The following is a 1,490-nucleotide window of genomic DNA, read 5'->3' as shown; positions in this document are numbered from 1 at the left end:
GCGGCCGATACCGCCATAGACAACCAACTCGTTGGGGTTTTCGGCGACGTCGGGATCGAGATTGTTCATCAGCATGCGCAGCGGCGCCTCGGTCAGCCAGCTGCGAGCGTTGAGTTCGGCGCCGCGCGGGCTGCGGATCTCGCGGATGTTGTGGCGAGGATTGGTCATCATTGTCCCTTTCGAGTAAGGCGGCGCGTCAGCGCCCGGCCCAGTCAATGGTGGTTTCGAGGATGGTCTTCAGCGTGGCGCGGATCGGCGCCGCGTATTCGGGATCGTAGGGCACCGGCCAGTTGTCCGGCGCGCCCCTTCCTTCGGGCTCGCGCATGTAGCCGCGGTTGGAAAGCTCCATCTGCAGCGCATGGACACCGTTTTGCGGATGGCCGAAACTGCGCGTGATCCAGCCGCCCTTGAAGCGGCCGTTGACCACCCATGTCTGACCGGTTGCGGCCATGATCTCGGCGACCTTGGCCTGAAGGGCCGGATCGGTGCTTTTGCCGTCATTGGTGCCGAGGTTGAACACCGGCAGCGTGCCCCCGAACAGGCGCGGCAGCACCGAGCGGATCGAGTGGCAGTCGTAGAGGACGATTCTTCCGTGCATGCCGTGCAGGCGGTCGATCTCGGCCTGCAGGGCGGCATGGTAAGGCTTGAAGTAGGTCTCGCGGCGCTCGTCGATTTCCGAAGGCGTCGGCTCCTCGCCCATATGGTAGAGCGGATCGCCGTCGAAGGTCTCGGTCGGGCAAAGGCCGGTCGTCGCCTGGCCGGGATAGAGCGAGACGCCGGACGGGTCGCGATTGACGTCGATGACGGTGCGCGAGATCGCGGTGTGCACCACCGTCGCGCCGAGGTCGGCCGCAAAATCGTAGAGCTTGTCGATCCACCAGTCGCAGTCGCGGCGGCCGAGCCAGGGCGAGACCAGCCGGCTGTCGAGACCGGCAAGGTCGATGCCGGTGTGCGGGATCGAGACCAGCAAGGGTGCGGTGCCTCGAGTTACGGTGAGCCAGGAATGCGCGGCCATCACACCGCTCCCGCAATCGCCGGCAAGGCCACGGCGCTCGCCGCACTCACCGCGGCGCCGCTGCGCACCATGGCGATGGCCTTTTCCATGTCGGGATGGAAATGGCGGTCATTGTCGAGATGCGGCACTTCGGCCCGGACCAGCTTGCGCACCGCTTCAAGAGCTTCGCTCGACGCCAGCGGCGCATGGAAATCGCAGCCTTGAGCGGCCGCCAGGAGTTCGATGCCGATGACGGCGGTCGCATTCTCGATCATGCCAAGCAAGCGGCGGGCGCCGTGCGCGGCCATCGAGACATGGTCTTCCTGGTTGGCGGAGGTCGGGATCGAATCGACGCTTGCCGGATAGGCCTTCTGCTTGTTTTCGGAAACCAGCGCCGCCGCCGTCACCTGCGGGATCATGAAGCCGGAATTCAGTCCCGGCTTCGGCGTCAGGAAGGCCGGCATGCCGGACAGCGCCGGATCGACCAGCATGGCGA

General features: G+C 65.8%; 2 protein-coding genes and 1 pseudogene. All 3 read right to left on the bottom strand.

The window, feature by feature from the left end:
- A pseudogene (locus EN745_RS34725) lies at positions 1 to 168 on the bottom strand (urocanate hydratase); the annotation flags it as partial.
- A gap of 28 nt (positions 169 to 196) precedes the next feature.
- Positions 197 to 1,015 carry an N-formylglutamate deformylase gene (hutG, locus tag EN745_RS34720; protein ID WP_127423308.1) on the bottom strand — a complete coding sequence of 273 codons (819 nt, stop codon included), beginning with the start codon at positions 1,013 to 1,015 and terminating at the stop codon, positions 197 to 199.
- On the bottom strand, positions 1,015 to 1,490 hold a 476-nt coding region (locus EN745_RS34715), incomplete at its 5' end, for an aromatic amino acid lyase (RefSeq protein ID WP_189363269.1). The genes EN745_RS34715 and hutG, both read right to left, overlap by 1 nt.

Source organism: Mesorhizobium sp. M4A.F.Ca.ET.022.05.2.1 (genome assembly GCF_003998845.1).
Classification (GTDB): domain Bacteria; phylum Pseudomonadota; class Alphaproteobacteria; order Rhizobiales; family Rhizobiaceae; genus Mesorhizobium.
The sequence above is the reverse complement of the archived record's forward strand: the minus strand, read 5'-3'. Positions and strand labels throughout refer to the sequence as shown.

Excerpts from the sequence above, each read along its gene's own strand:
- hutG (WP_127423308.1), bottom strand. The coding sequence starts at position 1,015 with ATGGCCGCGCATTCCTGGCTCACCGTAACTCGAGGCACCGCACCCTTG.